The organism is Agaricicola taiwanensis (assembly GCF_014635245.1).
Taxonomy (GTDB): domain Bacteria; phylum Pseudomonadota; class Alphaproteobacteria; order Rhizobiales; family Methylopilaceae; genus Agaricicola; species Agaricicola taiwanensis.
In genome coordinates, this window is the sequence record NZ_BMCP01000001.1 from 1,432,662 (window position 1) to 1,456,960 (window position 24,299).

The window sequence follows — 24,299 nt, forward strand, 5'->3', positions numbered from 1 at the left end:
TGATCTTGCTCTTAAATTCAGCGATGGAGAGGTGATATGGCCGCTCCTCTGCTGATCCTCCAGGATATCGGCCTCACCTTCGGCGGTGGTCCGCTGCTGACCGGTGCTGATCTCAGCGTCGGTGCCGGAGAGCGGGTGGCGCTTGTCGGTCGCAACGGCTCGGGCAAGTCCACGCTCCTGAAGGTTGCCGCCGGCTTCGTCGAGCCTGACCGGGGCGAACGAACCGCGCGCAATGGCGCGACCATCCGCTACCTGCCGCAGGAACCGGATCTGTCAGGCTTCGCCACGACCCGTGCTTATGTGGAAGCGGGTCTCGGCCCGGGCGACGACACCTATCGCGCGCTTTATCTGCTCAATGAACTCGGCCTGACCGGCGAGGAAGACCCGGCGGCTCTCTCCGGAGGCGAGGTGCGGCGGGCCGCGCTCGCACGCGTGCTGGCGCCGGAGCCCGACGTGCTGTTGCTCGATGAACCAACCAACCATCTCGATCTTCCGGCCATCGCCTGGCTGGAAGCGGAGCTTGCGAGCCTCAAGTCGGCCCTTGTCATCATCAGCCATGACCGCCGGTTCCTTGAGACCCTGTCGCGCGTCACGGTCTGGCTCGACCGTGGTCGGACGCGCCGAAGCGAGCAGAGCTTTGCCCATTTCGAGGCTTGGCGCGATGCCATCCTCGAGGAGGAAGAACGCGACCGGCACAAGCTCGATCGCAAGATCGCGGCGGAAGAAGACTGGATGCGCTATGGCGTGACAGCGCGGCGCAAGCGCAACATGCGCCGCGTCGGCGAGCTTGCCGCCCTGCGTCAGGAGCGAAGGGAAGGCCGCCGCGCCACGGGCACGGTGACCATGACAGTGACCGAAACGGAGAAGGTATCCGGCAAGCTTGTCATCGAAGCGGTCGACGTCTCCAAGTCCTACGGCGATCGCGCCATCGTCTCCAGGTTCTCTACCCGCATCGCACGTGGCGATCGCATCGGCCTGGTCGGCGCCAATGGTGCCGGCAAGACGACGCTGCTCAACCTGTTGACGGGGGCTCTATCGCCGGATTCAGGCACGGTGCGGCTCGGTGCCAATATCGAGATGGTGACACTGGACCAGGGGCGTGAAGCGCTTGATCCGGATAGGTCTCTGGCGGACACGCTGACGGGAGGGCACGGCGATCTCGTTCACGTGGGCGACGGCACCAAACATGTCATCGGCTATATGAAGGACTTTCTCTTCGCGCCCGAACAGGCCCGCACGCCGGTTCGGGTGCTTTCCGGCGGTGAACGGGCCCGGCTGATGCTGGCGCGGGCGCTTGCCAAGCCGGCCAATCTCCTTGTTCTCGACGAGCCGACGAACGACCTTGATCTTGAGACGCTGGATCTCCTGCAGGAGATGCTGGCCGACCATCCCGGAACGGTGCTTCTCGTCAGCCATGATCGCGACTTCATCGATCGCGTGGTCTCCTCCGTGATCGTGTCGGAGGGAGAAGGCAGATGGACCGAATACGCCGGCGGCTATTCCGACATGCTGGCACAGCGCGGTGAGGGGGTAGGCGCCAGGAAAGCCGCTTCTGCGCCGAAGCAACCGAGGGGGGAGACCTCTGCAAAACCTGCTGCCAAAGCGAAGGGCAAACTGTCCTTTGAGGAACAGCATGCTCTGAAGACGCTGCCGAAGCGTATCGCGACGCTTGAGGCGGAGGTTGCAAAGCTGGACGCTGCCATTGCCGATCCCGAACTTTTCTCCCGCGATCCGGCCGCCTTCAATCGCGCGGCGGAAGCCGCCACCAAGGCGCGGGCAGACCTCGCAGAAGCCGAGGACCGCTGGCTGGAGATCGAAATGAAGCGCGAGGAGCTAGGCCTGTGACACGCGAGCGGCTCTATCTCTTCGACACGACGCTGCGCGACGGCGCGCAGACCGCCGGCATCAGCTTCTCGCTCGACGACAAGGTGGCGGTGGCGCGCATGCTTGACGCGCTCGGCATAGATTACATCGAGGGAGGCTATCCCGGCGCCAATCCGACCGATAGCGCCTTCTTTGCCACCGATCATGCCCTCAAAGCGAAGATGACGGCCTTCGGCATGACCAAGCGGGCGGGGCGATCGGCGGCCAACGATCCTGGCCTGAAGGCGGTACTCGATGCGCGGGCGGACGCCTATTGTTTCGTGGCCAAGAGCTGGGACTACCACGTCGAAGTGGCGCTTGGGATTTCGCTGGTGGAGAACCTCGACACCATCCGCGAGACGGTGCGCTCGGCCAGGGTGAAAGGCGAGGCGCTCGTTGACTGCGAACATTTCTTCGACGGTTACAAGGCCAATCCCGATTATGCTCTGTCGTGTGTGCAGGCCGCCTATGAGGAGGGCGCGCGATGGGTCGTCCTTTGCGACACCAACGGCGGCACCTTGCCGGAAGAGGTGGAGGCCATCGTGGCCGAAGTGGTGCGCCATGTGCCCGGCAGCCATCTCGGCATCCATCCGCACAACGACACCGGGCAGGCGGTGGCCAACGCCCTTGCCGCGGTGAGGGCTGGCGCGCGCCAGATCCAGGGCACCCTTAATGGCCTGGGCGAGCGCTGCGGCAACGCGGACCTCGTGTCGCTCATTCCGACCCTTAAGCTCAAGCCGGCCTATGCGCAGGCCTTCGACATCGGAGTCTCGGACGAGGGATTGCGTCAGCTCACCCAGATCAGCCGCACGCTGGACGCGATCCTCAACCGGCAGCCGAACCGGCACGCGCCCTATGTCGGCGCCAATGCCTTTGCTCACAAGGGAGGCATTCACGCCAGCGCGGTTGCCAAGGATCCGCGCACCTATGAGCATGTGGCGCCCGAAGCGGTCGGGAATGCCCGCAAACTGCTGGTGTCGGACCAGGCCGGACGCTCCAATGTGCTGGCTGAATTGAAGCGCGTCGGCATCGAGGTCGACCCCAAGGATCCGCGCGTGATGCGGCTTCTGGAGGAGGTAAAGGAGCGGGAGGCCAACGGTTGGGCCTTCGAGGGTGCCGAAGCATCCTTCGAGCTCCTCGCCCGCCGGATGCTGGGCGGCGTACCGCGCTTCTTTGACGTACTGAGCTTCCGCGTCGGCGTCGAGCGCCGTCACAATGCGCTGGGCGAACTGGCCACGGTTTCCGAAGCGGTCGTCAAGGTCGCCGTCGATGGCGAGGTGCTGATGTCGGTGGCGGAAGGCAACGGACCGGTCAACGCGCTCGATCTTGCCCTCCGCAAGGACCTCGGCAAGTACCAGCCCTACATTGATGACCTGAGGCTGACGGACTTCCGCGTCCGCATTCTGGATGGCGGCACCGGGGCCGTCACGAGCGTCGCCCTGGAATCCACCGACAGTGCCGGGGAGGTGTGGACGACGCTCGGTGTGTCCTCGAACATCATCGATGCCTCCTTCCAGGCACTGGAGGATTCCATCACCTATAAGTTCCTGAAGGCGGGGGCTCCCGCGCCGCGGCAGAGCGCGTAGCTTTCCAACGAAAATGTGACTGTCGGGCGCGTGTTTGTGGCGGCCAAACCTTCCCTAAGCTGGAACTTTCCTCACCGCCCCACGATTGGGAGGCGTCGGCCCGGATATTGCCTTGATCACCTTGCCTTATGACATCCGATCGGGAATGACGGCGGGCTCGAAGGTTCGTCATCGAATTGCGCGATTTTAGCGGAGGGTTACTTGCGTCGTCGTGAACTGCTTTTAGCTGGCATCTCCTTGCCCTTCCTGACGTCTCTGAGCGACGTGCTCGGACCGCAGGCTGCCGTCGCCCAGGACGCTGAAGGCACGCCGTTCGACGCCTCCACCGTGCGCGAGATGGCGCGGGGGCTGGCGCAGAAGCCGTTCAAGCCCCAGGAGATCAAGCTCCCGGAAGGCTATGCGGAGATGAACTACGATCTCTATCGCGACATCCGCTTCTCACCGGATAAGTCTCTCTGGCGTCAGGACAAGCTGCCCTTTGAGGTGCAGTTCTTCCATCGCGGCTTTCTCTTCCGCAACCGCGTCGACATCTATGTGGTGGATGAGGGCAAGGCGCGCCACGTGGATTATTCCACGGACCTTTTCACCTTCGGCAAGGCTGCCCGGCCGGATGGAGGGGACCTCGGCTTCGCCGGCTTCCGGCTGCACGCGCCCATGAACAAGCCGGACTATTACGATGAGGTGGCTACCTTTCTCGGAGCGACCTATTTTCGGGCGGTGGCCAAGGACCAGATCTACGGTCTCTCCGCACGTGGCCTGTCCATCAAGACGGGATCGAGCGAGGGCGAGGAGTTCCCGCTCTTCACCTCGTTCTGGTTGGAGCGGCCAAAGCCGGGCACGAGCTCGATCGTCGTTCATGCGCTGCTGGACAGCGAAAGCGCCGCCGCCGCCTTCCGCTTCACCATCCGTCCCGGCGAGGCGACCGTCTTCGATGTCGAACTCTCGCTCTATCCGCGGGTCGAGATCACACAGGCGGGCATCGCGACGCTCACCAGCATGTTCTATTTCGATGCCGTAGATCGAAATGACATCGATGACTTCCGTCCCGGCGTGCACGACAGCGACGGTCTCGCCATCTGGACCGGCCGCGGCGAGCAGCTCTGGCGGCCGCTGTCGAACCCCACCAACCTGCAGATCAGTGTCCTGTCGGACGTCAATCCGCGCGGCTTTGGCCTGATGCAGCGCCAGCGGGCGTTCTTTGACTACAACGACCTGGAAGCGCGCTATGAGAAGCGTCCGTCGCTCTGGATCGAACCGATCGGCGACTGGGGGGAAGGCGCAGTACATCTGCTGGAAATTCCCACCAACAGCGAGATCAACGACAATATCGTCGCCTTCTGGCGCCCGCGCGAGCCGCTGCGCCCCAAGGGGGAGTATCGCTACACCTACCGCATGCACTGGTCCTGGGATAATCCGTGGAAGACGGGGCTCGCCACCTGGCGCGTCTCCAGCAGCGGCCGCAGCCTGCGCAGCAAGAGCCGCGTGTTCGTGCTGGAGGCGATTGGCGATGCATTGAAGGACCTGCCGCCGGACGCCAAGGTCATCGGCGAGGTCACCGCATCGGGCGGGCGTATCGAGAATATCGTGACCCAGCCCAATCCGGAGCGCGGTGGCTGGCGGCTAAGCTTCAACCTTTTCAACGAGCGTGACGTGGTCGAGCTTCGGGCCTCGCTCTCCGATGGCACCAAGTCCCTGTCGGAGACGTGGATCTACCGTTGGACAGCGTGATCGAACACACCAAACCGGCCGGCGCGGATTTCGCGCCGGCTCTGCCCGCCGACGCTCCCTTGGACATGCCGGTGCAGTCCTTGTGGCGGAAGCCACAGCGACGCGCTGTGGAGACACGGCCGGCAGGTCTTTTCCTGCGCCGCCTGATCGTGATCGGCGGCGCCGCGGTGATGACCTATTTCGCTGCCCAGGAAATGTTCCTGGTGCTGAATGTGGCCGGGCTGACCCTGCTGGAAAGCCTCGTCCTTGGTCTCTATGTGGCCCTGTTCGCCTGGATCGCCTTTTCCTTCATCTCCTCCTGCGCGGGCTTCGTCTCTCTGGTGTTGCGCAACGGCAAGGGGCTCGGCATCGATCCTGCCGCACCCCTGCCGGAGCTGGCGACCTCCACCGCGATCCTGCTTCCCGTCTACAACGAAGCGCCGGCGCGGATCATGGCCGGACTGCAGTCGATCTATGAATCGATCAAATCGACAGGCCGCCTAGACCATTTTCATTTCTTCATATTGAGCGACACGACTGACGCCGACGCCTGGATCGCCGAGGAAGCGGCCTATCTTGCCCTGCGCGAGCGCACCGGTGGGCACGGCCGCATCTTCTATCGCCGCCGTCCCAAGAATACCGAGCGCAAAGCAGGCAATATCTCCGACTGGGTGCGCCGTTTCGGTGGAGCCTATCCGCAGATGCTGGTGCTTGACGCCGACAGCGTCATGAGCGGCGACACCATCGTCCGCATGGCCTCGGGCATGGAACGCCATCCCGGCGTAGGGCTCATCCAGACGTTGCCCATCATCGTCAATGGGTCCAGTCTTTTCGCCCGCATGCAGCAGTTCGCCGGCCGGATCTATGGCCCGATGATCGCTCATGGAATCGCCTGGTGGCATGGCTCGGAAGGCAACTATTGGGGCCATAACGCCATCATTCGCACTGAGGCTTTTGCCGCGCAGGCCGGCCTGCCGCACCTTGGCGGCCGTAAACCGTTCGGCGGCCACATCCTCAGCCATGATTTCATCGAAGCCGCTCTGATGCGGCGTGCCGGCTGGGCGATCCATATGATCCCGGCGCTGTCGGGCAGCTATGAGGAAAGCCCGCCCTCGCTGACGGATCTCGCGATACGCGATCGACGCTGGTGCCAAGGCAACCTGCAGCATGCGGCCGTTCTACCGGCGCGGGGGCTGCATTGGGTAAGCCGTCTGCATCTTCTCACCGGCATCGGATCCTATATCACGGCGCCGTTGTGGCTGATTTTCATTCTGACAGGTATCGCCATCTCGCTGCAGGCGCAGTTCGTGCGGCCGGAATATTTCACGTCGGAATTTTCTCTGTTTCCGGTCTGGCCGGCACAGGACGCGGAACGCGCCATCTGGGTCTTCGTGCTCACGATGTCCGTGCTTTTCATCCCGAAGATCCTGGCTTGGCTTGCGCTCCTGACGCGCGGCGCCGACCGGCGCGGCAGCGGCGGCATGATCCGCTCCTTCGTCAGCATGGTTCTGGAATCGGTCCTTGCCGGCCTGCTGGCGCCGGTGACGATGCTCACGCAGTCGATGGCGGTCGTCAGTATCCTCACCGGGCGTGATTCCGGCTGGAACCCGCAGCGCCGCGACGATGGCAGCCTGCCGTTCCGCGAGGTCCTGCACCGATATGGACCGCACACGCTGTTCGGTCTGTTGCTGGCGGCCGGCGCCTATGCGGTCTCCGTGTCACTGTTTCTCTGGATGTCACCGGTCCTGATTGGCCTGGTGCTTGCTATTCCTCTGGCGATGCTGACCAGCAGCCGGTCGCTCGGCCTCAGCTTGCGCAAGCTGGGCCTCCTGCGCATCCCGGAGGAATATGCAACGCCTGAGGAATTGAGGCGCGCCAATGAACTCTACCGGCAACTGGCTCCGCTGGAGGACGTGCCGACCGAGGCCATGGAACATCTTGCCGCTGATTCCTCGCTGCGCGACGCGCACCGGCGCATGCTGCCGCCCCCGCGTTCCATGGGCGAGCGGCCCATCGACGCTGATCTGCTGGTCGGTCTTGTGAAGATGGAAGAGGCCGCATCGATCGAAGCGGCGGTGAAGGATCTCACCCCGCGCGAGAAGGCAGCTGTCCTTGGAGACCATCGCGGTCTGGAAAGACTGGCCGCCCTAGCGCGGTGATGTCAGGCACATACCTTCATGTGCCGGTCCTTACATGTTTTGGATGACTTCCCGTTCCTTGCCCTCAGGGCGAAGACCCGGCGTCGCTTCGACCCGATGGGCCGCATTCTCCAGCATGGGAAGAATATCCTCCACCGTATCGGCAACGAGATAGCCGATCGGAAGATCACGCCGGATGAAGGCTTGGCTCCGCATGTGATCAAAAAGCGTCAGCAGCGGCGACCAGAAGTCGTTGAAGTTCGCCAGGAGGATCGGCTTGGCGTGCTGGCCGAGCTGCGACCAGGTCAATTGCTCCACCAATTCTTCCAGCGTTCCGATGCCGCCGGGCAGAGCCACGAAGGCGTCGGCTTCTTCGAACATGAGCCTTTTTCGCTCATGCATGTCGTTGGTTACCACGTGGTCCTGGACCTCCAGCAGCATGGCTTCGCGGTCCACCAGGAACTGGGGAATGATTCCCTTTACCTGACCGCCATGGTCGAGGACGCCGCGGGCGACCGTGCCCATGAGCCCAAGACCACCCCCGCCATAGACGAGACGCACGCCGTTCTCGGCGAGTGCCTTTCCGAAAGCGCGGGCATTTTTTGCGTGGCGGGGGTCGGCTCCCGGACTGGAGCCGCAATAGACGCAGACAGACTGAATTGACTGCATAAAGTTTTCCTCTTGTTCTTGGACCTGAGGCCTCCCGCGAATTCGGAGGAGCTCAGGCCGGTGGTTACAACTTCTACAATATGCCGTTCGTTTCTAAACACCAGTATTACACTTGCGTGCATCGATACGGTTTCCGTTGTAGAGGAAGAACATAAGGTTGAATTTTCCGCCGGCTAGGGCGGTGAGGGGAAGCGGAAGGAAAGTCATGACGCCGAACACGATCAAGTCACTCGTTATCGGCTTTGCATTTTTGATCGCCGCCCTTCTCGGCTGGATAGGCTACCGGGCAGCCGACATGGACAGGAGCGAGCAGACGGCCGCGATCCCTGAGGCGCCCGCGAGCGAGACGCCGCCGGCAGCCGCACCCGCGACGCCGGAGCCACAAACGACTCCGGATCCGCAGGGGCAGGGAACCGAGGCATCGAACGCGCCGGCAGAGCCCGCTGACGAACGAATTCGCGCCGCCTTTGATATCGTTCGTGTGGAACCCAACGGAGATGCGGTTATCGCTGGCCGTGCCGCTCCGGGCACAACGGTGGAACTGCTGCGCAACGGCGACGTCATCGCCACCGAGAAAGCCAATCAGGCGGGCGAGTTTGTCATGACGCCGCCACGGTTGAGCGCCGGCAATCATCAACTTCAGCTTCGCGTCGGCGGTGAGGACAGGCAGATATCGGAGCGATCGGTCGTCGTCTCTGTACCCGAGGGCGGCAAAGGAGAAGTGCTGGTGGTCGCCAGCGAGCCCAACAAGCCGGTCGAGATCCTGCAGCAGTCGCAAGGCTCCGGGGTCGCCATGGCTCAGGTTGCGCCTGGTTCGCCTCCCGTTCAGGCCCAGGGTGTGGGCTCCGCGACAGCGGAACGCGCCGAGGCTTCTGATGCGGTAGCCGCGGCAGAGCCGGCGGCCGCGCAGTCGCTGCGCATCGGCGCGGTGGAGGCCGCGAATGGCCGGCTCTTTGCCCAGGGCACTGGTCCGAGCGGCTCCAAGGTCCGCATCTATCTCAATGACGCTCCTGTTGCGGAGGCCACCGTGGGGGACGACGGCAACTGGAGCCTGACAATCGAGCGCGGTATGACGCCCGGAAGCTATCGCGTGCGCATTGATCAGCTCGATGGCAAGGGGGAGGTCACCGCCCGCGCCGAGGTTCCCTTCGATTACAGTGAAACCGAGGTCGCGCAGGCACAGCAATCGGTACGCGTTTCGCCTCAGCCATCACCGCCGGCCGCTGCGGCTCGAGGCGAGCAGGCGGTGCAGGCAGCAGGCGCTCCGGCACCCGCAGCAGCACAAACCAAGGCTGCAACGAGGCCCGCCAGCGCGGCCGACGCCGTGGTGGCCAGTATCGATACGGTGGCTGTAAAGCGCGGCGACAGCTTGTGGCGGATCAGCCAGAACATATATGGCCAGGGTATCCGCTATTCCGTCATCTATGACGCCAACAGCGACCAGATCCGCGATCCCGATCTGATCTACCCCAATCAGGTCTTCGTGGTACCGTCGCCGAACTGAGGCCGAATGTCCGTTTCCGAATCAAGCCGCGCGGCTCTCCGCGCGGAGCAGGGTTTCATCGCGACGCTGTTCCGTCTGTGGCCCTTCATGTGGCCGCATGGGCGCGGTGATCTGAGGCGCCGGATCTGGATCGCCTTCGCGCTTCTCCTTGCAACCAAGATCATCACCGTGCTGGTTCCCTATGCCTTCAAATGGGCGACGGATGCGCTGGCGCTGATTGCGGAGGGCAAGGCGCCGCCCCTTGGCGACAGCTGGACCGCCTGGGCGCTGGCCACGCCTCTCATCATGGTGCTCGCCTATGGCCTCGGCCGTGTCGCCATGGTGCTGCTGGCGCAGGTACGCGACGGGCTTTTCGCGGCTGTGGCGCTGCATGCGGTGCGCCGCCTGTCGCTGAAGACCTTCGAGCACGTCCACGCGCTCTCGCTGCGCTACCACCTCGAGCGGCGCACCGGCGCGCTGTCGCGGGTGGTGGAACGGGGACGCGAGGCCATCGAGACGCTGGTCCGCATGGCCGTGCTGACCCTGCTGCCCACCATCGTGGAATTGATCCTGGTGTTCGGCATCCTGGGCTGGCAGTTCGACTGGCGCTATGTCGCCGTCGTCGGCCTCACCATCGCCGCCTATCTCGTGTTCACCTATAAGGCCAGCGAATGGCGCATCGCCATCCGCCGCGAGATGAACGAGCAGGACAATGACGCCAATGCCAAGGCGATCGATAGCCTGCTGAACTACGAGACCGTCAAATATTTCGGCAATGAGGCCCGGGAGGCCTCACGTTTCGACCGCGCCATGGCCGGATACGAGAAGTCGGCCGTCAAGACCTACACGTCGCTTGCCTGGCTCAACGCAGGCCAGGCGGTGATCTATACCATCGGGATGACGATTTGCATGGTCATGGTGGCCTCCGGCATTCGTGCCGGGACCAACACCGTGGGCGATTTCGTCTTCATCAATGCCATGCTGATCCAGCTCTATGTGCCGCTGAATTTCATGGGCACGCTCTACCGCGAGATCAAACAGGCCGTGACCGATATCGAGATGATGTTCGGCCTGCTGGAACGGGACCCGGAGATCAAGGACGCGCCCGACGCGACGCCGCTTGCCATCCGCGCGGGCACCATTCGCTTCGAGGACGTTCATTTTCACTACAACGCCTCGCGACCGATCCTGAAGGGCATCAGCTTCGAGGTTCCGGCCGGCCGCACGGTGGCCATCGTCGGGCCGTCGGGCGCGGGGAAATCGACCCTGTCGCGCCTGCTGTTCCGCTTTTACGATATTGCCCAGGGGCGCATCACCATCGATGGTCAGGACATCCGCACGGCCACGCAGGCCTCGCTGCGTCAGGCCATCGGCATGGTTCCGCAGGATACGGTGCTCTTCAACGACACCATCCGCTACAACATCCGCTACGGCCGCTGGGACGCCTCGGACGACGAGATCGAAGAAGCCGCGCGCAACGCCCAGATCGATCATTTCATCCGCGCGCTGCCGCAGGGCTATGAGGCGGAGGTGGGCGAGCGCGGCCTGAAGCTTTCGGGCGGCGAAAAGCAACGCGTCGCCATCGCCCGCACCATCCTGAAAAGCCCGCCGATCCTTATCCTCGACGAGGCGACATCGGCCCTCGACAGCCATACCGAAAAGGAGATCCAGGATGCGCTGGAGCGGGTCTCGCGGGGGCGCACGACATTGGTCATCGCCCATCGCTTGTCCACCGTCGTGACGGCGGATGAGATCATCGTGCTTGATGCCGGCACCATCGCCGAGCGAGGAACGCACGGCGAACTGCTGGCGCGTGGCGGGCTTTATGCCAGCCTGTGGAACAGGCAGCGCGAGGCTGACGAGGCGAGGGCACGCCTTGCCCAGATTGCCGAGGACGAGGCCGCACCCAACAGGCTGCCGCCGGAATTCGCCACCTCCGACTGACTAGACCTTCGCCGACTGCCCAAGACCCTGCGAAAGAGGTAATGCGTCCATACAAGCAAGCCCGGCACCTCGGTGAACTGACTGCACGAAAGCCCCCGCATGACCACGTTTGAGCGCGTTCATCACCCGGTGCTGATCCTTCTGGCGCTGGCGACAGGCGGTTTTGCCATCGGCACCACCGAGTTCGCCGCCATGGGGCTGCTTCCCTATTTCGCGACGGACCTCGGCCTCGACGAGCCCACGGCCGGCAACGTGATCAGCATCTATGCTCTCGGTGTCTGTCTCGGGGCCCCTCTCATCGCGGTGTTGGGCGCGCGGATGCCGCGCCGAACGCTCCTGGTCTGGCTGATGGGCTTCTTCGCCGTGGCAAACGGCTTCAGCGCCCTAGCACCGACCTATGAATGGATGCTCGTCTTCCGTTTTCTCAGCGGTCTGCCTCATGGCGCCTATTTCGGCGTCGCCATGCTTCTTGCAGCTTCCCTCGTGCCATCGAACCGAAGGGCACAAGCCATCTCCCGCGTCATCCTCGGGCTGACGGTGGCCACCATCATCGGTGTGCCATTGGCAAGCGCGATCGGGCAGAATTTCGGCTGGCGCTGGGGCTTTGTCATCGTCGCCGCGCTCGCCACCACGACGGCCGTGCTTGTTCATGTCCTTGCCCCGATACAGGCGGCGCCCCCGGGTGCCAGCCGCATCAAGGAAATCAGCGGCCTTGCCAATCGGCAGGTCTGGCTGCTGCTTGGGATTGGCGCCATCGGCTTCGGTGGTCTCTTCTGCGTCTACACCTATCTCGCTTCCACGATCCTGGAGGTGACACGCGCCGCACCCATCTTCGTGCCGTTGCTTCTTGGCGTCTTCGGCCTTGGCATGACCGTTGGCACCATCATCTGTGCCTGGGCGGCCGATCGTGCGCTCATGCCGACCATGGCCGCCATTTTGCTCGTCAACGCCGCGGCTTTGATGATCTATCCTGAGACTGTGGGAAACCTCTGGCTAATGGCGCCCGTGGTTTTCGTGATCGGATGCGGCGGAGGCCTGTCGACCGTGGTGCAGACGCGCCTGATGGACGTCGCCGGCGAATCCCAGACCCTGGTCGCGGCCCTCAACCACAGCGCCTTCAACGTGGCCAATGCCCTGGGCCCCTGGCTGGGAGGGCTCGCCATCGCCGCGGGTTGGGGGCTTCATTCCACCGGCTGGGTCGGAGCGGGTCTTGCGCTCGGCGGCTTCGCGATCTGGTGCGTTGCCATGCTCGACACGCGGGGTCGGGCGGCAAGGGTCACCGCCTGAACCTTCGTCCCCCGCGGCACAATCCCGCGACAGATGTTCCCTTTCCGCGATGTCCGGGTTATCAGCGTCGGGCAGCAACCAGCGAGCGAGAGCATATGTCGACCATCGATGACGTCATGGGATCCATCAAGGGAGCCATGTTCCCGATCCACCGCGAAGGCCGCATGTTCATCGGCATCGCCGCGGCGATCACCCTGGCCTTCGCGCTGTTCTCGACGACCCTGTTCTGGATCGGCCTGATCATCACCTGCTGGGTCGCCTTCTTCTTCCGCGATCCCAAGCGCATCGTGCCCATGCGGGCGGGGCTGGTGGTCTCTCCGGCCGATGGGAAGGTCGTGCTGGTGGATCGTGCGGTGCCGCCGGTGGAACTCGGCCTCGGCACGGCTCCCTTGCCGCGCGTGGCGATCTTCCTGTCCGTCTTCAACGTCCACATCAATCGCAGCCCCATCGCAGGCCGGATCGCCCGGATCGCCTATCGGCCTGGCAAATTCCTGAATGCGGATATGGACAAGGCCAGCGAGGACAATGAGCGCAACGGCCTGGCGATCGAGACACCCTACGGAATGATCGGTGTCGTGCAGATCGCGGGTCTCGTCGCGCGGCGCATTCTCTGCTTTTCCATCGAGGGCAGCCAGATCGCGACGGGCGAGCGCTTCGGTCTGATCCGCTTCGGCAGCCGGGTCGACCTCTACCTGCCGGAAGGCACCACTCCGCGCGTTGGTCTCGGTCAGCTGGCCTTCGGCGGAGAGACCATCATCGCTGATCTCGGCGACGGCAGCCCATCCACCACCTGGCGTAACGACTGAGGAGCAGGGGTGGACTAAGCCCTTGCGGGCGCTATGGTCTTAACCTCGCGTGCATGAGGTGTTTTTGATGCGATGGCTGTTCTCGCCCTTTGATCCCGATCCGGCAACGCCCCGGGTGAGGCGTTTTCGTCCGGTGCCGGTCCGCATCCTGATCCCGAACCTGATCACCCTGCTTGCCCTCTGCATCGGTCTGACCGCCATCCGAATGGCGATCGAGGGCCGCATCGAACTTGCGATCTATGCCATCGTCGTTGCCGCCGCGCTCGACGGCATCGACGGCCGGTTGGCGCGCGCGCTCAAGGCAACCTCCCGCTTCGGCGCCCATCTCGATAGCCTCGCTGATTTCGTCAATTTCGGCGTCGCGCCGGCCCTGCTGCTCTATGTCTGGGTACTTGGTGATGCGCGGTCCATCGGCTGGCTCGCCGCACTTGCCTTCGCGCTCTCCGCGGCGCTGCGCCTGGCGCGCTTCAATGCGGCGCTCGACGGGCCGGAGAGCCCGGCCTTCGCGCAGGATTATTTCGTTGGTGTTCCGGCGCCCGCCGGTGCTCTGGTTGTGCTTCTGCCTGTTTATCTGGCGCAGCTCGGCCTGCCGTCGCCGCCCTTTGGCGCCGCCTTTGCCATCGTCTTCTGCCTGGCTGTCGGCCTTCTCATGGTGAGCCGGATACCGACCTACTCCGGCAAGAAGGCGAGCCAAAGCATCGCGCGAGAATGGGTGGCTCCATTGTTCGTGGGCGCCATCATCGCGGTTGGCCTTCTGGTCAGTTACCCGTGGGAGGTCATGTCCCTCGTGACCATCGGGTATCTCATGCTCATTCCCTTCGCCTATATGCGTTACCATCGGCTGAAGGCAGCTCATGATGCGCGTGAGGCCGCCGGTTCCGAGCCTGAGCCTGCGCCTGTCCCAGAGGGTGAGCAGTTCTAGCCTTCGAGATAGCCGATGACATCGGTGCGCAAGCCCGCCTCGGCAAAGTGGTCCAGCGCGGCGGTGAGATAGGGCTCCCCCGACGCCACGCCGACGATCAGCACACCGTAAAGCCGCCCCCGCACGGTTTCTGCCGATCCTAACAGGATATTGGCATCCAGCCCGAGGTCCCGGGCAAGGCGCGTGATGACAGGTGTGGTGGCGGCTTCGCCCACAAAGGTCAGCCGCACGATAGCCTGCCCATTGCGGCAGGGCTCTGCTGTCAGTCTCGTGCGCAGGAAGTCCGGCAGGCTTGCGGAAAAGGCCGAACCGACCAGTGCCCGGGTTGCCTCCGAGGAAGGCTGCGTCAGCACATCGAAGGCGGGGCCCTGTTCGGCGATCCGGCCGCGCTCGAGCACGACGAGATCATGCGCGAGATCCTTGAGCGTAGCCGGGCTGCGGCTGGCCACCGCGATGGTCGTGCCGTTGGAGCGATTGATCTCGTCGAGCAGGGTGACGACCTCGGCTGTGCTTTCCTGATCCAGCACCGAAAAGGGCTCGTCCAGCAACAGAAGATCAGGTTCGGTTACGAGCGCCCTGACGATGGCCACCTTTTGACGTTCGCCGGCGGAAAGCTCGCGCGGAAAGCGCGTTTCAATATCGGTAAGCCCAAGACGTTCGAGGAGATTGCGGGCCCTGGAAGTGCCCTGCCACTGCGGCAGGTTGTGATTGTCGAGCGGAAGCAGGATGTTCTCAAGGACCGTCCGTGCCGCGCGCAGATCGATTGTCTGCGGAACAAAGGAAGCCTTGCTCGCTCCGACCGCAATGTTGCCGCTCGTCGGAAGGGTTCGCGCGGTGATGAGATCAAGGAAAGTGGTCTTGCCAGCCCCCGAAGCGCCCGCGATGCCAAGGATCGCCCCGGTGCGGATCTGAAGGTCTATGTCCTTCAGCGCAGCTACGGCATGGCCGCCACCGGATGGTAGATACTGCTTCGAAACACCGCTGAATGAGATCGCCGGCGATACGTTCAGGGCGGCTAGAGGGTCGGTGAGGGCGTTCATCACGGCTCTCCAATCGTCGGTCACGACGCTGCCGTGACGCTTTAGCGTTTGGTGACGCGGCGCAAGCTGAAGGATCAAATCACCGCGATCCGGCGTGTGTCCGGATAGTGGGAAATATGTTCGATATGCCGAACGCGTCAAGACAAAATTTATCCCACCTCTTCAGTGCGTCGTCTCCGGAACAACGTTTGGCGTGCCGCGTTGGCACCACGAGAACAGAGCACATCAAGCAGACGCCGAAACGGGAGAGGCTGAGAATATGCATCAAATGACCAGCGAACGTGAGGCTTGTCTGCAATCCTGCTTCGAATGCCTGACGGCCTGCGCCCGATGCTTGGATGCCTGCGCGGGAATGGAAGGTATGGCGGCCTGCATCCGCAATTGCCGCGACTGCATCGAGATGTGCGCAAACTGCCTCAAAGTCCTGCCGACTGAATCGCGTCTGATCAAGGAAACATGCCGTCTTTGCGCCATCGCTTGCGACGAGTGCGCCGACGAATGCGGAAGGCACGACCACGACCATTGCCGTGAGTGCGCCAAGGCCTGCCGCCGTTGCGCACAGGATTGCCGGGCGGTGGCATAACCATAAAAGGATAGAAAAATGGCACATGATCTAAAGGGAAAGAGAGTTGCTATCCTCGCCACCAACGGGTTCGAGCAGTCGGAACTGTTGGAGCCCCTGAAGGCGCTGAAACAAGCCAATGCGACCACCGAAGTGGTCTCCCTCGAGAAGGGGCAGATCAAGGGTTGGAACGAGAAGGATTGGGGCGACAGCGTCGACGTAGACAAGGTTATTTCGGAGGTTTCGGCCTCGGACTATGACGCAATCGTCCTCCCGGGCGGCCAGATCAACCCGGACGTCCTGCGCACGAGTGCCGAGATCGTGGACTTTGTCCGCCAGATCTACAAGGCGAAAAAGCCGATCGGCGCGATCTGCCACGGTCCCTGGGTGCTCATCGAAGCCGGAGTGGTCAAAGGTCTGGAAGCGACCTCTTACAAATCAATCAAGACCGACATGATCAATGCGGGGGCGAAATGGGTCGACCAGGAAGTGGTGGTCGATGATGGGATCATCACCAGCCGCAATCCGAATGATCTGCCCGCGTTCTGCGCGAAATTGATCGAGGAGATCGCCGAAGGCCGTCATCCTCAGCGCCAGGTGGCATAAAAATCTTTTCCTGACGGGAACAAAAGCGCTCCGATCACCGGGGCGCTTTTTGCATGTGACGAAACAGGATTCCAGAAGCTTGTCTGCGGAACTTCGCTGACAAAACCGGCGTTCGCTTCACCAGAACATCTCGTTCCGGGAGCATGGAAGATGGCAAGTCTGGAGCGGCGCACCGCCCGTGAATCAGAACGTGAGCAGCACCGGCCAAGTGTCGGCAAAGCAAAGGCGAAACATCCTCTGGAGGATTGGAGTCGGGACCAGCTTTACCGCCGGGCAGTGGAACTGGACATCGACGGCCGCTCGAAAATGACCAAAGCCCAGCTTCTCTATGCTCTGCGGGAACATTGATGGTCGATACCTCAACGTCGGATGCGGTGGAACTGGCGGCACGGGAAGCTGGCCTTATCATCGTGGGGCCTGACGATCTGACCTTTTCCAGGCGAAAGGCCGGCGAGGGTTTCATCTTCCTGCGGGCAGACGGTAAGCCTGTGAAGGACAAACGGTTGATCAAGCGCTTCCAGTCGCTTGCCATTCCGCCCGCCTATGAGGATGTGCGTCTCGCGCCCAATGCACGGGCACATCTGCAGGCGACGGGCCGTGATGCGGCTGGCCGGGTCCAATACCGCTACCATCCCAAGTGGGATCGTGTGCGCGAAAGCATGAAGGTTGAGCGACTTGACGCTTTGTTGCGCTCCCTGCCGGCCATACGCCGGCGCGTGAGCCAGGACCTCTCCCGGCGAACGCTGGACCGGCAGAAGGCTCTCGCCGCCGGTGTGGCCTTGCTCGATGCCACCCACATGCGCATTGGCTGCGACCGCTATGCCAAGGCCAACAAGAGCTTCGGTGTCTCGACGCTGATGAAGCATCATGTCGAGGTCGGCCGGAACCAGGTGGCTCTTCGCTTCCGGGGCAAGGGCGGCAAGGACATCTCATGTTGCGTGGAATCGCCCCGGCTTGCCCGCGCCTTGGCGCGCTTGATGGAACTGCCGGGCCGCCGGCTGCTGAAGTACCGCCGCCAGGGAAAAGCGGTCGGGGTGATTCGGGCTGAGGATATCAATGATTATCTGTCCGAGATCGCCGGCCGTCCGGTGACGGCCAAGGATCTGCGCGCGCTTGGCGCTTGTGCCGCCGCTGCCGAGAAAATGGTGAAGATCGATCCTGCCGAGAGCGAGAGCCAGCAGCGCCGCCAGATCGCCAGTGTGATGAAGGATGTTTCGGAGCGCCTTGCGAACACGCCGGCGATCGTGCGCAAAAGTTATGTTCATGCCGTGGTGGTCGACGGCTTCGTCTCCGGCGATCTGCAGGAGGCCTATGATAGCGCCAGGGCCCGATCCGGCGTCCGCCGGGTGGAGAAGGCGCTGAAGGTGCTGGTGGACCAGCACAAGGCGTCACTGCTGTACTCGTCGTGACGCGTGATGAACGTCAGGCCGGCGCGTTATTGGCAACCAAACGGGCTTCTGCGCGTTGACCTTCTTGAAAAGGTAGCTGTTTTCGGAGGCCTGAGATGGGTATCGAAGTCGGGCTGATAGGCCTGATCATCCTCGCGTTTGATATCTACGCGATCATTCGCATTCTTGGTTCTGCGGCATCGACCTTGGCCAAGATTGTCTGGATCCTGGTGATCCTCGTGATGCCGCTGGTGGGCCTGATCCTATGGGCGCTGTTCGGCCCCTCCGGCCGCGGGGTCGCCCGAATTTAAGACGGCATAGATGTCGCCGGAATTGGCTTGGTGGGGCAGCCCGCCGAGCCAATTTCTCATGGCTCCGCCATCAATGGGTTCCGCAAACTCCATCCGGTGGTTTTCCCCAAGCGCCGCGTTGAAACGATAAGAGCCAAGATCCATCAGCCGGGCAAGGCAGGCTTCCGCGACATCGCGCTGGATGGTGGTGAATTCAAAGGAGAGGGCAGGGACCGGCGTTTTCAGCCCAGCCAGCACTTCCGCTTCAAATCCCTCCACATCGATCTTGATGAAACCCGGGCAGCCCTCGCGGGCGATCAGGCTATCAAGCGTCAGAAGCGGCACTGATTGCTGCCTGTCCCATTTTTGATCGTGCCAGCCGGGTGCTTCGCCCGCTGCCGCGATGAAGGCTGCGGAGCCCGTCGAGATTGTCGGGTTCGACAGATTGATATGCAGGTCCAGCAGACCTTCCGCACGCCCGATCGCGGCCTGGATCACCGTCACGTTCCGGCGCCATCCATAGGCGAGGCGAAGAAAGGCCGCGGCAGCGGGCTGCGGCTCCACCGCGATCACGCGAGCGCCAAGCCGCCGGAAGGAGGCGATGCGGTCGCCGACATGGGAGCCGATGTCGAAGACGAGTGCGCCTGGTGAAATGAAGCGGCGGTAGAGAGCGTCCATTCGCGCGGAGCGGTCGCGGTCGCCGTAGTAGATGCGGCAGGATCGGGCGATCCCGCGGGCTGCTTTCAGATGATCGGCCAAGCTCATGCCGCTTGTGACGCCGCGACCTCAGGAGCCATGCGGCTCAGGCCCATGATTTCGACAGGCCTGGCCAGCTCTTCGGGAATGGCGCAGACGGCATGCTGTTGGCACCACGTGCCAAAGGCCGGCTTGGAGGAGACGACGGTAAAGGGCACCGCGAGCAGGAACGACAACAGCACCGGCGCGGCCCAGGGCAGGGTCGCAGGGGCCGCGTAACCGATGGCGCCCAGCAATGCCAGGCCCGCGAGCGTCTGCGGCCACAGACCGGAGAAGGCGCTTGACCAGGGGATGCTGTGATCGTCCCGGTCCTGGGCATCCCACACGACGGTCTTGCCAAAGCAGAGGCCGATCATGAAAAGCGCCACGCTCATGGACACGATGGGCGCAAGGAGCATGGCGAACACGAACTCAGCGATCGCGCCCCCGGTAATCCGCAGCGTCCCGCCATAACGCTGCCGCTCGTGGGCATTCAGCAGAACATCAGCAAGTCCGGCTAACTTGGGAGCCAGACTCATGAAATACATGCCGATGAAGAGGGCGAGGCCGATCTCGACGGGAAAGGGTTCATTGCTGACCGTCACCTCATAGGCTTTGGCGGCTCCGAGTGCGATGAAGCTCATCCATGCGGCGGCACCAACATACATCAGGATCGCCAAAACGATCTGAACACGGCTGGTGGGCCTGAGGCCGGGAAGACCAAGCAGCTTGAAGTACTGCATGTTGCCCTGGCACCAGCGCAGGTTCCGCTTGTTGAAATCGATGAGCGTCGGCGGGTTGTCCTCCCAGCTGCCGCCTTCCTCCGGCAGCACCCAGACCTCATAGCCGGCCCTGCGCATGAGCACGGCCTCGATCTGGTCATGGCTCAGCACATAGCCACCCAAGGGAGGCGAGCCGGGAAGGATAGGCAGATCACAATGATCGGCGAACGGCCGGACACGGATGAGGGCGTTGTGTCCCCAATAGGGCCCGCAATCGCCCTGCCACCAGGCGCTTCCCATGGTGTAGGAGCGCATGCCATGCCGCATGCCGAACTGGAACATCCGAGCAAAGCCGCTGCGGGCCGGTGTGCCGACCACCAGGCTTTGCAGGATGCCGATCCTGGGATTCGTCTCGCAGATCCGCACCAGGCGCAGGACCGCGTCGCCTGACATCAGGCTGTCGGAATCCAAAGGCAACATGAAGTCGTAGGCACCGCCCCAGCGCTCGCAGAAGTCGCGGATGTTGCCGGCCTTGTAGCCGATGTTGATGCTGCGCCTGCGATAGATGAAGCGATCGCGGCCGAACTCCACGGCAAGGAGGGAACATTGATGTTCCTCTTCAGCAGCGATCTCCGCGTCCGACGTATCGGATAGAACGAAGTAGTCGAAATACGAGCCCTGGCCGGTGGCATCGAGGCTCTTTTTGACGATCCGCAGCCTCTCGAGCGCCCGGGCAGGCGGCTCGTTGCGCAGGGTCATCAGAATGGCGGTTCGGCTCGTGACGGGAGCTTGTCCCTGCACATGCGCAAGATAGGGTGCCACATGCCGAAGCGGATCAGCCGTCAGGCGCGTGAGAGTGAGCCCGATGACGGCGTTCCAGAACCCAAGGATCGTCCATGGGGCGGACAATGCGAAGGCGATGAGGAGGCCTATATCGAGCAAGGACCACCCAGCGAAGCCGAGCACCTTGACAAGGCCGAGCAGTAGGACGGCAAAGCTGGTGGATATCAATGCCAGCATAACGATGCGGCGACGCAAGAAGGTGGATGCCTTGGCGTCGCCCTCCTGCCTGCCAGCTTCCAGGCGTGCGGGAAGATCAAGAACCAAATGGTCACCGTCGTCGTTCATTCCGTGCTCCGAAGAAAAAGCTCGTCCTGAGCGTTAAGGCCGCTAACTAAGTGCCCACTGCCCAGTTCCAACATGGATATGCCCGAGATGCCCGAATTGGATGCGCAAAGTCGCGCCTTGTTTTATGTCGCACCGCACACTGCCGAACTACGCAGCACGACTTTGCCGAAAGTAGGGCCGAACAACGCACTGATACGAACCCTTTTTTCCGGAATCAGCCGCGGCACTGAAAGACTGGTCTTCGAAGGGCGGTTGCCGGAAAGCGAATGGAGCCGAATGCGGGTCTCGGGGCAGGAGGGCGTTTTTCCCTTTCCGGTGAAGTACGGCTACGCCGTGGTGGGAGAGGTGGAGGACGGTCCCGATGATCTCTTGGGCCAGAAAGTCTTCGTGCTTCATCCCCATGAAGAGCGCTTCGTTGCTGATATCCAACGCCTCATGCCCTTGCCGGAAGGGCTGCCCCCGCGCCGCGCGGTTCTCGGTGCCAATATGGAAACGGCGCTGAATGCGCTGTGGGATTCGGGCGCGGGACCGGCCGACCGTATTGTCGTGGTCGGCGGAGGTCTGGTCGGCCTTTTGGTGGCCGCGCTCGCCGCGCGCCTGCCCGGCGCCGAGGTGACCGTGGTGGATGTGGCGGATCGCGCCAGGGCGGCGCACGCCATGGGCGCCGAGTTTCATTGGGTGAACGATGCGCCCGACGAGGCTGACGTGGTCTTTCACTGCAGCGCCAGCGAAGCCGGCCTCTGTCAGGCTATCGACATCGCCGGAACCGAGGGCACCATCGTTGAAATGAGCTGGTACGGCGACAGGCAGGTATCCCTGCCGCTCGGCGGCCCGTTTCACGCCCGCCGGTTAAGGCTCATCTCATCGCAGGTCGGCATGGTTGCCCCCTCCCGCCGTCCGCGCTGGACCAACGCGCGGCGCTTGTCGGCGGCCTTGCGGCTTCTGATCGACGACCGTTTTGACGCGCTCATTTCGCAGGAGATCGCCTTTTCCGACCTGCCGCCGTCCCTGGGCAGCGTGCTTGCGCGGGAGGCGGAAGGCATTGCAACCGTTGTTCGCTATGACTAGCGGGAATGCGTTCTGATCTTCATCATACCGCCCCAGCTTCTTTTTTCTCCAGCTCGAGCGAGGTCCTATGTACGCCGTCGAAGTGCGTGACCACATCATGATTGCTCACAGTCTGAAGGGCGAATTGTTCGGCCCGGGGCAGAAGCTCCATGGCGCGACCTTCGTGGTCGATGTCGCCTTCTTCGCCGAGAGGTTGGTGCCGGAGAACGTCGTAGTCGACATCGCACGCGTGCACGAGGCACTGAAGGCGATCCTGGGGCCGCTCAACTACGCCAACCTCGATGAATTGCCGGATCTTAAAGGCCAGGTCACGACAACCGAGTTCCTGTCGCGCTACATCTTCGACCAAATGGCGGAAGCGGTGCGCGGCGGCGGTTTTGGCCCCGGCTCCGAAAACGTGAGGAAAATCCGCGTCACCCTGCACGAAAGCCATGTCGCTCGTGCCTGGTATGAGGCGGAGATCACCGGTGCCTGACGTCGCCTTTGCAGTCCCGGGAGATCTGAATGCGCCGACGGGTGGTTACGCCTATGATCGCAGGATTATCGCGGAACTGACGAGGTTGGGATGGAATGTTAGGCTCCTGGCCTTGCCGGGCGACTTTCCGGAACCGTCGGAAGCCAGTGTCGCTGCCACGCTCAAAACATTCGCGGACGTTCCGCCAGCGGTGCCGATCCTGGTGGATGGTCTGGCGTTCGGCGCCATGCCGGCGGAGGCCCTGCGCGAGGCAGAGCGGACGTTCACCGCGCTGGTGCACCATCCGCTCGGCCTCGAAACCGGCCTCACGGTGGAACGATCCAGGCAGCTTCTCGTCACTGAGAAAGCTGCCCTGACGCAGGCCGCCGCCATCATCGTGACAAGCCGTGCGACGGCCGAGATTCTGGCGGCCGATTTCGGAGCGGCTTCCGAAAGGATCACCGTGGCGGTTCCCGGAGTTGAGCGCAGCGCACGCGCGGCGGGCAGTTCCTCCGGAAATCCGCCTCGTCTTCTGGCGGTTGGCTCTCTCATACCGCGCAAGGGCTATGATGTTCTGGTCGAGGCCTTGAGACAGACTGGCGACTTGCCGTGGACGTGCCGCATCGCGGGGGCAGCGGACCGCGCTCCCGAAACGGCAAACCAAATCACGCGGCAGATTGAAGAAGCGGGTCTCGGCGGCCGGATCACTCTGGTGGGGGCTCTTTCCGATCAGGAGATCGCCGACGAATATGTCTCGGCTGACATTTTCGTGCTGGCTTCTCATTTTGAGGGATACGGCATGGTATTCACCGAGGCGCTTGCGCGGGGGTTGCCCATCGTCGCTTGCGCGGGTGGCGCGACCGCCCAGACCGTGCCCGCTGACGCCGGCATTCTTGTCGGGCCGGGCGATGCGACGGGCTTTTCGCTTGCCTTGCGGCGCCTTTTGACCGATCCGAAGGAGCGGCGCCGGCTGGCGGATGCCGCCTGGGCACATGCATCGGGCCTTCCCACATGGCAGGAAGCGGCGTTACGCGTTTCAAAGGTTCTGGAGACCCTGTCTTGAGTTTTTCGTCCTCCTGGCTTGCCCTACGTGAACCCGCGGACCTGAAGGCACGCGCACCGGAACTGCTGCAGGTGCTGGAAGGCTTTTTCTCGAGCCGCGACTATGCCGATATTGTCGATCTTGGATCAGGAACCGGCTCGACGCTGCGCGCCCTGCAGGACATTCTGCCGAAGCGGCAGAGCTGGCGTTTGATCGATAATGATCCGGACCTGCTGGCTGCGGCAGGCGATGAACTGGCGGCTTGGGCCGACAGTGCCGGTGTCCATGGCGATGCGCTGCTTCTGGAAAAGGCCGGAAGGTCTATTCGCGTGCGCTTCATCGAAGCGGATCTTGCTGCCGACCCCACGCCTTGGGAGGCTCCGCACCCTGACCTCGTAACGGCATCGGCGCTTTTCGATCTCGTTTCTGCCGAATGGATCGATCGTTTTGCCAAGGCCGTGGTCACAGCCCGCGTACCCGTCTACGCCAGCCTGAATTACGATGGCCGAGCCATCTGGGAGCCGGCCCATCCCGCCGACGAGGACATCCTGGGGTGCTTCAACCGCCATCAGGGCAGTGACAAGGGTTTTGGACCGGCCAGCGGTCCTCAAGCGGCGGAGCGGCTCACGTCCCGTCTTTCGGCACAGGGATTTCACGTCAAGACCGCGAGCAGCCCATGGCTCTTGACTGACGATGCGCGTCCACTGGCTGACGAACTGAACCGCGGCGTTGCCAATGCGATACACGAGATCGGCGAGATCGACGGATCGGTGGTGGAAGATTGGCTCCAGGCCCGGTTGCAGGGCGATGAAACCCGCATCGGTCACACCGACGTGCTGGGCCTGCCGGGCTGAACAAA

The 24,299-nt window shown here is 63.0% G+C and carries 22 protein-coding genes; 18 read left to right on the forward strand and 4 right to left on the reverse strand.

From position 1 onward, the window contains the following. The first annotated feature begins 36 nt into the window (after positions 1-36). From IEV58_RS06935 to mdoH (IEV58_RS06950), 4 genes are all read left to right on the forward strand, one after another. On the forward strand, positions 37-1,845 hold the full coding sequence (locus tag IEV58_RS06935; protein WP_188408925.1) for an ABC-F family ATP-binding cassette domain-containing protein: 1,809 nt from the start codon (positions 37-39) through the stop codon (positions 1,843-1,845). Then, positions 1,842-3,449 (forward strand): citramalate synthase, encoded by a 1,608-nt coding sequence (gene cimA, locus IEV58_RS06940; RefSeq protein ID WP_188408926.1) that lies wholly within the window; start codon positions 1,842-1,844, stop codon positions 3,447-3,449. The genes IEV58_RS06935 and cimA overlap by 4 nt, the downstream gene beginning before the upstream one ends. A 201-nt stretch (positions 3,450-3,650) precedes the next feature. Then, entirely contained in the window at positions 3,651-5,177 is a 1,527-nt protein-coding gene (locus tag IEV58_RS06945) for an OpgD/OpgG family glucan biosynthesis protein (RefSeq protein WP_188408927.1), read from the forward strand. Beyond that, entirely contained in the window at positions 5,153-7,315 is a 2,163-nt protein-coding gene (mdoH, locus tag IEV58_RS06950) for a glucans biosynthesis glucosyltransferase MdoH (RefSeq protein ID WP_188408928.1), read from the forward strand. The genes IEV58_RS06945 and mdoH (IEV58_RS06950) overlap by 25 nt, the downstream gene beginning before the upstream one ends. A gap of 30 nt (positions 7,316-7,345) precedes the next feature. Here mdoH (IEV58_RS06950) and IEV58_RS06955 read toward each other — a convergent pair whose 3' ends face one another. Then, positions 7,346-7,963 carry an LOG family protein gene (locus IEV58_RS06955; protein WP_188408929.1) on the reverse strand — a complete coding sequence of 206 codons (618 nt, stop codon included), beginning with the start codon at positions 7,961-7,963 and terminating at the stop codon, positions 7,346-7,348. A gap of 205 nt (positions 7,964-8,168) precedes the next feature. Between IEV58_RS06955 and IEV58_RS06960 the strand changes: the two genes are divergently transcribed. From IEV58_RS06960 to pssA, 5 genes are all read left to right on the forward strand, one after another. Beyond that, on the forward strand, positions 8,169-9,467 hold the full coding sequence (locus IEV58_RS06960) for a LysM peptidoglycan-binding domain-containing protein (protein ID WP_188408930.1): 1,299 nt from the start codon (positions 8,169-8,171) through the stop codon (positions 9,465-9,467). A 6-nt stretch (positions 9,468-9,473) separates the two neighbouring features. Then, positions 9,474-11,390: an ABCB family ABC transporter ATP-binding protein/permease gene (locus tag IEV58_RS06965; RefSeq protein WP_188408931.1), complete on the forward strand. Its 1,917-nt coding sequence runs from the start codon at positions 9,474-9,476 to the stop codon at positions 11,388-11,390. A 99-nt stretch (positions 11,391-11,489) separates the two neighbouring features. After that, the gene (locus tag IEV58_RS06970) at positions 11,490-12,677 is read left to right on the forward strand and encodes an MFS transporter (RefSeq protein ID WP_188408932.1); all 1,188 of its coding nucleotides are present in this window, start codon (positions 11,490-11,492) and stop codon (positions 12,675-12,677) included. Positions 12,678-12,772: 95 nt separating this feature from the next. After that, positions 12,773-13,483, forward strand: coding sequence for a phosphatidylserine decarboxylase (locus tag IEV58_RS06975; protein ID WP_188408933.1), 711 nt, complete (start codon positions 12,773-12,775; stop codon positions 13,481-13,483). Positions 13,484-13,550: 67 nt separating this feature from the next. After that, positions 13,551-14,405 carry a CDP-diacylglycerol--serine O-phosphatidyltransferase gene (gene pssA, locus IEV58_RS06980; protein WP_188408934.1) on the forward strand — a complete coding sequence of 285 codons (855 nt, stop codon included), beginning with the start codon at positions 13,551-13,553 and terminating at the stop codon, positions 14,403-14,405. Here pssA and IEV58_RS06985 read toward each other — a convergent pair. Beyond that, entirely contained in the window at positions 14,402-15,445 is a 1,044-nt protein-coding gene (locus IEV58_RS06985; RefSeq protein WP_188408935.1) for an ATP-binding cassette domain-containing protein, read from the reverse strand. The genes pssA and IEV58_RS06985 overlap by 4 nt on opposite strands. 268 nt (positions 15,446-15,713) lie before the next feature. On the opposite strand from IEV58_RS06985, the gene IEV58_RS18470 reads away from it, so the two are divergent. The 5 genes from IEV58_RS18470 (at position 15,714) to IEV58_RS07010 (ending at position 18,312) form a co-directional block, all read left to right on the forward strand. After that, positions 15,714-16,028, forward strand: coding sequence for a four-helix bundle copper-binding protein (locus IEV58_RS18470; protein ID WP_188408936.1), 315 nt, complete (start codon positions 15,714-15,716; stop codon positions 16,026-16,028). Positions 16,029-16,046: 18 nt separating this feature from the next. Further along, a complete protein-coding gene (locus IEV58_RS06995; protein WP_188408937.1) occupies positions 16,047-16,613 on the forward strand; it encodes a type 1 glutamine amidotransferase domain-containing protein in 567 nt (188 codons plus the stop codon). Between the two features lie 150 nt (positions 16,614-16,763). Continuing rightward, the gene (locus IEV58_RS18365; protein WP_188408938.1) at positions 16,764-16,961 is read left to right on the forward strand and encodes a hypothetical protein; all 198 of its coding nucleotides are present in this window, start codon (positions 16,764-16,766) and stop codon (positions 16,959-16,961) included. Continuing rightward, positions 16,961-18,022: a DNA topoisomerase IB gene (locus IEV58_RS07005; RefSeq protein ID WP_188408939.1), complete on the forward strand. Its 1,062-nt coding sequence runs from the start codon at positions 16,961-16,963 to the stop codon at positions 18,020-18,022. Before IEV58_RS18365 ends, IEV58_RS07005 begins: the two co-directional genes overlap by 1 nt. Before the next feature lie 95 nt (positions 18,023-18,117). Then, the gene (locus IEV58_RS07010; protein ID WP_188408940.1) at positions 18,118-18,312 is read left to right on the forward strand and encodes a PLDc N-terminal domain-containing protein; all 195 of its coding nucleotides are present in this window, start codon (positions 18,118-18,120) and stop codon (positions 18,310-18,312) included. Here the strand turns inward: IEV58_RS07010 and IEV58_RS07015 are convergent. After that, entirely contained in the window at positions 18,265-19,056 is a 792-nt protein-coding gene (locus IEV58_RS07015; protein ID WP_188408941.1) for an FkbM family methyltransferase, read from the reverse strand. The two genes, IEV58_RS07010 and IEV58_RS07015, sit on opposite strands and share 48 nt — an antisense overlap. Beyond that, positions 19,053-20,876, reverse strand: a complete 1,824-nt coding sequence (mdoH, locus tag IEV58_RS07020; RefSeq protein WP_188408942.1) for a glucans biosynthesis glucosyltransferase MdoH — start codon at positions 20,874-20,876, stop codon at positions 19,053-19,055. The genes IEV58_RS07015 and mdoH (IEV58_RS07020) overlap by 4 nt, the downstream gene beginning before the upstream one ends. A gap of 276 nt (positions 20,877-21,152) precedes the next feature. Here mdoH (IEV58_RS07020) and IEV58_RS07025 point away from each other — a divergent pair, with 276 nt between their 5' ends. From IEV58_RS07025 to IEV58_RS07040, 4 genes are all read left to right on the forward strand, one after another. Further along, complete coding sequence (locus tag IEV58_RS07025; protein WP_229729222.1) at positions 21,153-21,944, forward strand: zinc-dependent alcohol dehydrogenase; 792 nt, start codon at positions 21,153-21,155, stop codon at positions 21,942-21,944. A gap of 67 nt (positions 21,945-22,011) precedes the next feature. Then, positions 22,012-22,419 carry a 6-pyruvoyl trahydropterin synthase family protein gene (locus IEV58_RS07030; RefSeq protein WP_188408944.1) on the forward strand — a complete coding sequence of 136 codons (408 nt, stop codon included), beginning with the start codon at positions 22,012-22,014 and terminating at the stop codon, positions 22,417-22,419. Continuing rightward, the gene (locus IEV58_RS07035) at positions 22,412-23,461 is read left to right on the forward strand and encodes a glycosyltransferase family 4 protein (protein WP_229729223.1); all 1,050 of its coding nucleotides are present in this window, start codon (positions 22,412-22,414) and stop codon (positions 23,459-23,461) included. The genes IEV58_RS07030 and IEV58_RS07035 overlap by 8 nt, the downstream gene beginning before the upstream one ends. After that, positions 23,458-24,294 carry a class I SAM-dependent methyltransferase gene (locus IEV58_RS07040; RefSeq protein ID WP_188408946.1) on the forward strand — a complete coding sequence of 279 codons (837 nt, stop codon included), beginning with the start codon at positions 23,458-23,460 and terminating at the stop codon, positions 24,292-24,294. The genes IEV58_RS07035 and IEV58_RS07040 overlap by 4 nt, the downstream gene beginning before the upstream one ends. Positions 24,295-24,299 lie beyond the last annotated feature (5 nt).